Source organism: Sphingomonas segetis (genome assembly GCF_009720245.1).
Lineage (GTDB): Bacteria > Pseudomonadota > Alphaproteobacteria > Sphingomonadales > Sphingomonadaceae > Sphingomicrobium > Sphingomicrobium segetis.
The window spans coordinates 1-8,999 of the sequence record NZ_WJSQ01000115.1 but is presented as its reverse complement, the minus strand read 5'-3'; the positions used below and the strand labels follow the sequence as shown (position 1 = coordinate 8,999).

The following is an 8,999-nucleotide window of genomic DNA, read 5'->3' as shown; positions in this document are numbered from 1 at the left end:
CGTCGGCACACGCCTGCTTCGCGGCCGCGTCGGCGATGTTCGCGCAGCTCTCCGGGACCGGCGCGGGTGCCGGGGCCTGCGCGAGAGCCGGGCTGGCCCATGCCGCGCCAAACGCAATCACGGACGCGGATAGCGAAAAGCGGGAAGCGGATGACGAAAGACGCATGTTAAGGATTCCCCTCCAAAGGTATGGGAACCCCTTACCGAAGGTTAGAACCGTGGCAACAGAAGGGCTTAGAGCGGGCTAATGAATCCCGTGTAATGTAGCATTAATGCAACATTCAGCTTGAGTCGCTTGGCCGACATTAGCCGTTGGTCGAACACAACCGTCGCCCGGTGGAATATCAGTAGCGATAATGATCCGGCTTGAAGGGCCCCTGCGGCGGCACGCCGATATAGGCGGCCTGCCTGTCGCTGAGCGCCGTCAGCTTCACGCCGAGCTTGTCGAGGTGGAGCCGGGCGACCTTCTCGTCGAGGTGCTTCGGGAGCACGTAGACGTCGTTCTTGTACTTGTCCGCGCCGGTCCACAGCTCGATCTGGGCGAGCACCTGGTTGGTGAAGCTCGAGCTCATCACGAAACTCGGATGGCCGGTCGCGCAGCCGAGGTTCACCAGGCGCCCCTTGGCCAGCACGATGATCTTCTTGCCGTCCGGGAACTCGACCTCGTCGACCTGCGGCTTGATCTCCGTCCACTTCATGTTGGCCAGCGCGCCAATCTGGATCTCGCTGTCGAAGTGGCCGATGTTGCACACGATCGCCATGTTCTTCATCGCCCGCATATGGTCGAGCGTGATGACGTCCATGTTGCCGGTCGCGGTGACGAAGATGTCGGCGCGTTTCGTCGCCTCCTCCATCGTCACCACCTCATATCCTTCCATCGCCGCCTGAAGCGCGCAAATCGGATCGACCTCGGTCACCAGCACGCGCGCGCCGCCGTTGCGTAGCGAGGCTGCGGACCCCTTGCCGACATCGCCGTAGCCGGCGACGCACGCGACCTTGCCGGCCAGCATCACGTCGGTCGCGCGGCGGATGGCGTCGACCAGCGACTCCTTGCAGCCGTAAAGGTTGTCGAACTTGGACTTGGTGACGCTGTCGTTGACGTTGATCGCCGGGAACGGGAGCTTGCCCTGCTTGGCGAGATCGTAGAGCCGGTGAACGCCGGTCGTCGTCTCTTCCGACACGCCCTTGATGGTCTCGACTGTCCTGGTGAGGTAGCCGGGCCGCTCCGCGAGGAAGCGCTTGAGCGTCGCGACGAAAATTTCCTCTTCCTCGTTCGACGGTGTGAACAGCTCTTCGCCCTTCTCCACGCGATAGCCCCACAGCGCGAACATCGTCGCGTCACCGCCGTCGTCGAGGATGAGGTTGCAGGTCGTGTCCTGCCCCCAGTCGAAGATGCGGACCACGTAGTTCCAGTAATCCTCGAGCGTCTCACCCTTGATCGCGAACACCGGAATGCCGCGAGCGGCGATGGCGGCCGCGGCATGGTCCTGGGTCGAAAAGATGTTGCAGCTCGCCCAGCGGACTTCGGCGCCGAGCTCGATCAGGGTCTCGATCAGCACCGCGGTCTGGATGGTCATGTGCAGCGATCCGGTGATCCGCGCGCCCTTGAGCGGCTGGGACGCGCCGAACTCCTCGCGCAGCGCCATCAGGCCGGGCATCTCGGTCTCGGCAATCTCGATCTCCTTGCGGCCGAAATCGGCAAGGCCGAGGTCCTTCACGACAAAGTCGTTGAAACGGGTTTCAGCCTGCGTCGCCACGTCGAGGTCTCCGGATTTATTGATGCAAAGCGCCATCAGAAGCGCGCCGCCGCCTTAGAGGCAGAGCCGCGCCAAGGCAAATATAAAGAATCCTTTATATGTGCTCCCCGGTTGCCGCTCCGGATGTTTCGTCTACTAGCGCGCGAAGCGATATTCGAGGAATCTCATGTGACTAAGAGCGGCAATGCGTCCGTTCAGACCCGTGGCGGGAGCTTCGAGGAGGGACTGGCGAACGGCCAAAAGCTCCTCGCGGAGCATCCGGGCGTCGCGCTCCAGCAGGCGCAAACGCTGCTTCGTTCCGGCCCCGAGCCGCGTGCTCTTCAGCTTGCGGCCGCAGCGTTGCGGCGTCTCGGAAAGCACGACGAAGCGGAACAAGCGGAGCTGTCGGCGATCAAGGCCAGCTTTGCCATCCGCGAGCTCGACGCCGCGGCTGTCGCGGGCAATGAGGGCCGGGCCGCGGATTCGCGTGCAATGCTCGAAGGATTCCTTCTCAGGCATCCCGACAATCTCCTGGCGCTCACCATGGCCGCCGAACTCGATATCGACGCCTGGCACCTCGAACGTGCGGAACAACGGCTTGGCGCGGTGCTCGAGCGGGCTCCGAAATTCCTCCGCGCAATCATGCTGTTCGCCAAGTGCCTGACCAACCAGGGAAGGCTCCGCGAGGCGATCCGAATCGTCGAGGGCGTGCTTTCGCGCAAACCGGACAATCTCACCGTTCTTCGAAATCTCGGGCAGCTCCATGCCGAGGCAAACGACCATGAGGGTGCAGTCAAGATCTACCGGCGCGTGCTCGAACTCGATCCCCGCGAACTGGAGATGTGGATCGTCTATGCGCAACACTTGCGCATGCTTGGGCGGAAGAATGAAGCGACAGCGGCATTTCGCCGCGCGATCGCCCTAAACCCCAACAGCGGAGCGGCCTGGTGGGGCCTCGCGAACTTCTTCCCGTCCGACATAAGCGAAGCGGATGTCGAGGCGATGGAGCACGCCGTCCCGAGCGTAGCGGATAATCCAGACGATGGCGGAGCGCTGCACATTGCGCTCGGGACCGTTGCCGACCGGCGGGCCGACTACGCCGGTGCATTCCGCCACATAGCGCAGGGCAAAAAGTTGCGAGCGCGCGGCCATCCGTCCGATCCGTCGGCCGAAAGCGCTAAGGTCGACGAGCTGATCCGCGCGTTCAGCCCGCAACGCTTCGCGGATCGCGGGAACGGCGGGCACCCCGATGATTCGCCGATCTTCATCATCGGAATGCCGAGATCCGGTACGACCTTGCTCGAGCGAATCCTCAACCGCCATTCGTTGATTGAGGCCGCCGGCGAGCTTCCGATCATGCCGCGCCTCGACGAGCGGCTCCGGCACGAAAGCGGGCGCAGCTACGAGGACCGGATCGCCTCGCTGAGCGCTCAAGAGTTGACTACGTTGGGCGCGAATTACGTCGGGCGCTCGCAGGATTACCGCACCTCGGACAAGCCGCGGTTCGTCGACAAGCTCAATTACAATTGGTCGCGCGTCGGGCTTATCCGGCTGATGCTTCCGAACGCGCGAATCATCGACCTTCGCCGTGATGCGCTGGACTGCTGCTGGTCCAACTTCAAGATGATGTTCGCCGAGGGCCATGCCGCATCTAACGACCAGCGGAGCATTGCCCGCTTCTACCGCGACTACGTCCGGTTGGTGGATGCCGTCGACGCCGCGGCGCCGGGCGGGATTTTCAAGGTGCGCTACGAGGAACTGGTGGACGACGTCGAGGCGCAGACACGGCGGATTCTCGGGTTCCTCGGGCTTGAATTCGAAGCGGCGTGCCTCGATTTCCACCTCTCGACCGAGGCGGTGGCGACGCCGAGCAGCGAGCAGGTCCGGCGGCCGATCAACCGCGACAGCATCGGTTCGGCCGAGCCTTATCGCCAATGGCTGGGACCGATGATCGAGGAGCTTGGCGAGCTGGCCGACGCTTAAGCCGCGCCGGTCTCGCTCGCGAGCAGGCGCGGGTCTATCCCCTCGGCCTTGAACGCGGCTGCCCAGCGCTCGTCGGTCGGGGTGTCGAACAGGATCTTCGAGCCCGAGCGCGCGGCGAACCAGCCGTGCCGGGTCATCTCTTCCTCGAGCTGCCGTTCACCCCAGCCGGCGTAGCCCAGCGCGGCGATCCAGCGCGATGGGCCCTTCCCGGTGGCGATCGCCTTCAGCACGTCGACGGTCCCGGTCATCGCGAAGACCTCGCCTTTGTCGCCGTTGACCTGAACGCTGTCCTGCCCGCCCCAGTCGGTGGAATGCAGGATGAATCCGCGACCCGGCTCGACCGGACCGCCATGGTGCACTGCGCAATCGGGCGCCTCCCCCGGTTCGATGTCGAGCTGGCGAAGCAGCCCGCGGAAGCTTATCCCGGCGCGCTTGTGGCCGATGCCGATGCCGATCGCGCCGTTCTCATCGTGCACGCACATCGCGATGACCGCGCGCTCGAAGCGCGGGTCCGCCATTCCCGGCATCGCCAGCAGCAGCTTGCCGGACAGGAAGTTCGGCTGTTCGGACATCGTAGTGACAATGGGACGCAGCCGCGCGGCGGGCAAGGCTTGAGGGCGGCATGTGGCGGGCCTATCTGCCGTTTCGACTGACGCGAAGGAGACATTCGATGACGATCCAGGTGGGCGACCGACTTCCCGACGTACCAATCACAATCGCTGCTGCCGAAGGCCCGCAACCGACAACCACGAGCGACTTCTTCAAGGGTAAGAGGGTCGCTTTGTTCGCGGTTCCCGGCGCCTTCACGCCGACCTGCTCCGCGCGTCATCTGCCCTCTTACGTCGACAAGGCGAGCGAGCTGAAAGGCAAGGGCGTCGACGAGATCGCCTGCATCTCCGTCAACGACCCGTTCGTGATGGCCGCCTGGAACCAGCGCGACGGGAGCGCGGATATCACCATGCTTGCTGACGGCAACGGCGAGTTCGCCGAAGCGACCGGGCTCGGCATGGATGCCGGCAAGTTCGGCATGGGCAAGCGCTCGCAGCGCTATTCGATGATTGTCGAGGACGGCGTCGTCGAGCAGCTCAATGTCGAGGCGCCGGGCGAATATCGCGCGTCGAGCGCCGAGCACATGCTCGACCAATTGGCGACGGCGTAACGATCCGGCACTGGGCGCTGCCTCGCCTCTCCTCGCCGCTCGCCGGAAACGCGCCGTCGTCCCGGGCGTTGTCGTGGGAGAGTTCCAATAGAGGAGTAGCATGACATGGCGACCAACAATCGAGGCGGCAATCGTGGCGGGAACCGCGGCGGCAATCGCGGCCGCAACAACAACCCCGAAGGCCACAACCAGTATACCGGGCTGACCAACCGCGCCCGCGAGAACCCGCTTGCGGCCGCCGCGGCGGTTGGCGGCGCGGTTGCCGCTGGCGTCTTCCTGTGGTCGCGCCGCAACCAGATCAGCGATCAGATCGGCAACCTGTCCGACCAGATCAGCGAGTGGCGCGATGGATCGAGCTCAGGCAGCGGCGACTTCGGAACCGCCGAGGACACCACCACGGAAAGCTTCATCGCCAGCCCCCGCCGGCGCGGCGCCCGCAAGACCCAGTCCGACATCGCCGAGGAAGCGATGACGCTGAAGGAAACCGGGAAAACGACAGCCTAAGCGGCTTTCTCGTCGACAGCATCAAGGGGCGCCTCCGGGCGCCCCGTCTTTCGTCAGCTCACCAGCCGCACTGCTTGCCGCGGTTCTGCACTTCCAGCCACGCCTGGAGCGGCGCGAAATATTCGAGCATCGGCTTGCCGGACATTTCCCGGCTGCCGGTGAACGCCTGAAGCGCGTCGGGCCACGGATGCGAGGCGCCCATTTCGAGCATCTGCTTCAGCCGCTGACCGACTTCCTTATTGCCGTAGAAGCTGCAGCGGTGCAGCGGCCCCTTCCATCCGGCCATGTCGCAAGCCGCCTTGTAGAACTGGAACTGAAGGATTCGGGCGAGGAAGTAGCGCGCGTACGGCGTGTTCGCCGGGACGTGATATTTGGCGCCGGGGTCGAAATCCGCCTCTGTGCGCGGTACCGGCGGAACAATCCCCTGGTACTCGAGACGAAGGTCGTTCCAGCCCTTTTCATACCCGCCGGTCGGGATCGATCCATCGAACACGCCCCACCGCCACTTGTCGACCATCAGGCCGAACGGAAGGAAGCCGACCTTGTCCATCGCCTGGCGGAGAAGGAGGCCGACATCCTTGTCGGCGCTGGGAACCTTGTTGCGGTCGAGCAGTCCGATCTGAACCAGATATTCCGGCGTGACCGAAAGTGCGATGAAGTCGCCGATTGCCTCGTGGAAGCCGTCGTTGGCGCCGTTCTTGTAGAGGTACGGCTGCTGGTTGTACGCGCGCTGGTAGAAATTGTGGCCGAGCTCGTGGTGGATGGTCACGAAGTCGTCGGCGTTGACGTGCGTGCACATCTTGATGCGAAGGTCGTTCAGATTGTCGACGTCCCATGCCGACGCGTGGCAAATGACCTCGCGGTCGCGCGGTCGCGTGATCTGCGACTTCTCCCAGAAGCTATCCGGCAGCGGTGCGAAGCCGAGCGACGTGTAAAAGCGGTCGCCGGCCTTCACCATCTCGACCGGCGTATAGCCCTTCTTCTCGAGCAGGCCGGTGAGGTCGTACCCGATATCGCCCGCGCCCTTGGGAGCGACGATGTCGTAAATATTGCCCCATTCCTGCGCCCACATGTTGCCGAGCAAGTCCGATCGGATCGGGCCCGTCGCAGGCTGGACTGAATTGCCGTATTTCTGGTTGAGCTTAGTCCGGGTGTAGCAGTGGAGCTGGTCGTAGAGCGGCTTCATCTCATTCCACAGCCGGTCGTACATCGCCGAAAATTCTTCCGGGCTCATGTCGTACTGCGAGCGCCACATGGCGCCGGTGTCGTCGTAGCCGAGTTCCTTCGCGCCCTGATTCGCGATGCCGACCATCTTTGCATAATCGGCCCGCATCGGACGGCCGACATTGTTGTGCCAGCTGGTCCACACCTCCTTGAGCTTCGCCGGATCGCGCAGCGTGCCCATCTTCTCCTCGGCGACGTCGCCGGTGATCGGCCTGCCGTCGAGGGTCGCCCGGCCCTTGCCGTAGGTCGACTGGAGCCGGGTCGCGATTTCGTTCAGCTCCGCAGCGGCTCCCGGCGTCGTCGGTGCTGCGAGGACCAGCGCACCGCGCAAGATGTTCAGCTTGCGCGCCGTGTCGGGGTCGAGCCCCTGCACCGCGGCGTAGCGCGCCGCCTGCGACGCGTATTTGACGCCCTTCTCGGTCCCGATGGTCCCGAAATAGGCGCTGAGCGCATCGGTATCGTCGGTGATGTAGGTCGCGTTCACCCACGCCGCCTTGGCGCCGATCACGCTGAAATCGCCGAGGTCCGCTTCCGCCGCGGCGATGAATTGCTGCGCGCCTTCCGGAGTCAGCGGGAACGGCAGCGCATTGGCAGCAGCGTCCTCAGGCGCAGTAGCAGCTTGCACGCTGTCGGCGATCGCACCGGCACTGCCAGGAGGATGTGACCCGGTTGCTGGTGGATTGGCCGCGCAACCGGCCGCCGCGAGCGCGATGAGCGATACGGACGCAACAAATCTCATCGGAAACCCCTCTCCATCGATTTCGGATGGTTCAGAAGTGAAAGCTGCGCGCCAGCGAGTCAACGCGGCGCGAGAAACTTCGCGATCGCTTCGCCGAGCTCCGGCTTGGTGACCGAGCTCATATGCGTGCCCGGGACTTCCTCGAAGACCGCGTGCGGGAGGACATTTGCAAGCTCCTCGGCCGAACCGTTGTCGTCGTCCTCGCTCCCGCACACGACGAGCGTCGGCATGGTGAACGCCTGGAGCCGTTCGATGAACGCGTCCTCGAAGCTCTCGAGCAACTGGGCGGATGCGATGCGATCCACCTTCTGGCTCTTCATGAACTGAATCGAGAGCCAGTGCGGGTCGCCGCGCTGGACTGTGTCGAACAAGGCGATCGCCTCGACGAAGAAATTCTTGCGCCGCTTCCAGTTGCGCAGCCCCTCGAGACCCGCGCCGCCGAGCACCGCGCGCCGCGGACGCATCCCCTCGCCGACCGCCTCGACGGTCGTTCGGGCCCCGAGCGAGAAGCCGCCGAGGTCGAACTCCGTAAGCTCGAGCCGTGCAACCAGCTCGCGCAGGTCGCGCGCGAGAATGCCGTGCGGATAATATGCCTCTCCGTGGGGCCTGCCGCTCTGCCCGTGCGCGCGAAGGTCGGGCATGATCACCCGGAACCCCTCGGAGGCGATCCGCGCCGCATGGCCGAACTTGATCCAGTTCATCGCCGCGTCGGAAAACAGGCCGTGGAGCAGGACCACGGGCCTGCCCTCGCCCACCTCATGCCAGGCGAGATCCACGCCGTCGGACGCGGTCCAGAAATGGACGGACGCTTCGCTCATCGGATATTCCGAACTTCCCTTCTCCGGCAGGCTCAGGAGGCGCTCGCGAGGACTGCCGCCGCCGGCGAGACGGAAGCGCCGGCGTTCGCTTCAAGCCAGCTCTGAAACATGAGAACGCCCCACAGCCGATACTGTTCGTCCATCTGTCCGCTTAGATGCGTCTTCCACATTTGCCGGATCGGCTCGGGCCGGAAAAATCCCTCGCTGCGCAGCCGCCGCTCGTCGAGCAAGGCCTCGGCCCAGTCGCGCAGCTGCCCGCGAAGCCAATCCCCAACCGGCACCCCGAAACCCATCTTCGGGCGCTCGACCAGCGCTTTCGGCACATGGCGGTAGAGTAGCTGGCGAAGGATCCACTTGGTCTCGCCGCCGCGGATCTTGAGGCCGAACGGCAGTCGCCAGGCGAACTCGACGACATGATGATCGAGGAACGGCACGCGCGTCTCCAGCGATACCGCCATCGCCGCGCGGTCGACCTTCGCCAGGATGTCGCCAGGCAGGTAGCCGAGCATGTCGAGCGCCATCATCCGTTCGATCCCGCTCAGGCCTTCGAGCCGCGGCACAAGCCCCGTCGCCTGCGACGGCGGCTCGATGGCGCCGATGACGACCGCTTCGGGATCGCGCCACAGCGAGATCATCCCGCCATAGAGGTCGGCGACGGACCCGCTGTGGAGCAGCGGCGCCCCCTTGTGCACCTTGTCGCCGAGCCGGTTCACGCGCGCGAGCCTCGGCAACATCCCGCCCGCGGCGTCGCCGAAGCGCGTCCAGGCCGCTGGCGGCACAACCGTCAGCGCCCGCGCAGCCGCCGCGCGAAGCGGCTTGGGCANCGCGGAAATCTT

General features: G+C 64.7%; 8 protein-coding genes. 3 read left to right on the top strand and 5 right to left on the bottom strand.

The genetic code is table 11. The features are described from left to right. Window positions 1-344 precede the first annotated feature (344 nt). Window positions 345-1,793, bottom strand: a complete 1,449-nt coding sequence (gene ahcY / locus GH737_RS10820; protein ID WP_196233111.1) for an adenosylhomocysteinase — start codon at window positions 1,791-1,793, stop codon at window positions 345-347. Window positions 1,794-1,925: 132 nt separating this feature from the next. On the opposite strand from ahcY, the gene GH737_RS10815 reads away from it, so the two are divergent. Beyond that, window positions 1,926-3,719 (top strand): tetratricopeptide repeat-containing sulfotransferase family protein, encoded by a 1,794-nt coding sequence (locus GH737_RS10815; protein ID WP_196233110.1) that lies wholly within the window; start codon window positions 1,926-1,928, stop codon window positions 3,717-3,719. Here GH737_RS10815 and GH737_RS10810 read toward each other — a convergent pair. Beyond that, on the bottom strand, window positions 3,716-4,291 hold the full coding sequence (locus GH737_RS10810; protein ID WP_155264830.1) for a YqgE/AlgH family protein: 576 nt from the start codon (window positions 4,289-4,291) through the stop codon (window positions 3,716-3,718). The genes GH737_RS10815 and GH737_RS10810 overlap by 4 nt on opposite strands. A gap of 98 nt (window positions 4,292-4,389) precedes the next feature. Between GH737_RS10810 and GH737_RS10805 the strand changes: the two genes are divergently transcribed. Both GH737_RS10805 and GH737_RS10800 read left to right on the top strand, forming a co-directional pair. Further along, the gene (locus GH737_RS10805) at window positions 4,390-4,878 is read left to right on the top strand and encodes a peroxiredoxin (protein ID WP_155264829.1); all 489 of its coding nucleotides are present in this window, start codon (window positions 4,390-4,392) and stop codon (window positions 4,876-4,878) included. A 105-nt stretch (window positions 4,879-4,983) separates the two neighbouring features. Beyond that, a complete protein-coding gene (locus tag GH737_RS10800; RefSeq protein ID WP_155264828.1) occupies window positions 4,984-5,382 on the top strand; it encodes a hypothetical protein in 399 nt (132 codons plus the stop codon). A gap of 58 nt (window positions 5,383-5,440) precedes the next feature. Here GH737_RS10800 and GH737_RS10795 read toward each other — a convergent pair whose 3' ends face one another. The 3 genes from GH737_RS10795 to GH737_RS10785 are packed head-to-tail and all read right to left on the bottom strand — an operon-like array spanning window position 5,441 to window position 8,942. Continuing rightward, window positions 5,441-7,345 (bottom strand): M2 family metallopeptidase, encoded by a 1,905-nt coding sequence (locus GH737_RS10795; RefSeq protein WP_155264827.1) that lies wholly within the window; start codon window positions 7,343-7,345, stop codon window positions 5,441-5,443. 59 nt (window positions 7,346-7,404) lie between these two features. Continuing rightward, window positions 7,405-8,163 carry an alpha/beta fold hydrolase gene (locus tag GH737_RS10790; RefSeq protein ID WP_155264826.1) on the bottom strand — a complete coding sequence of 253 codons (759 nt, stop codon included), beginning with the start codon at window positions 8,161-8,163 and terminating at the stop codon, window positions 7,405-7,407. Window positions 8,164-8,195: 32 nt separating this feature from the next. Continuing rightward, a complete protein-coding gene (locus GH737_RS10785; protein ID WP_476749613.1) occupies window positions 8,196-8,942 on the bottom strand; it encodes an asparagine synthetase B family protein in 747 nt (248 codons plus the stop codon). Window positions 8,943-8,999: the final 57 nt, after the last annotated feature.

What these genes read in the sequence shown, in the direction of transcription:
- ahcY (WP_196233111.1), bottom strand. Translation starts at nt 1,793, where the DNA reads ATGGCGCTTTGCATCAATAAATCCGGAGACCTCGACGTGGCGACGCAG.
- GH737_RS10810 (WP_155264830.1), bottom strand. Translation starts at nt 4,291, where the DNA reads ATGTCCGAACAGCCGAACTTCCTGTCCGGCAAGCTGCTGCTGGCGATG.
- GH737_RS10800 (WP_155264828.1), top strand. Translation starts at nt 4,984, where the DNA reads ATGGCGACCAACAATCGAGGCGGCAATCGTGGCGGGAACCGCGGCGGC.
- GH737_RS10795 (WP_155264827.1), bottom strand. Translation starts at nt 7,345, where the DNA reads ATGAGATTTGTTGCGTCCGTATCGCTCATCGCGCTCGCGGCGGCCGGT.
- GH737_RS10805 (WP_155264829.1), top strand. Translation starts at nt 4,390, where the DNA reads ATGACGATCCAGGTGGGCGACCGACTTCCCGACGTACCAATCACAATC.
- GH737_RS10790 (WP_155264826.1), bottom strand. Translation starts at nt 8,163, where the DNA reads ATGAGCGAAGCGTCCGTCCATTTCTGGACCGCGTCCGACGGCGTGGAT.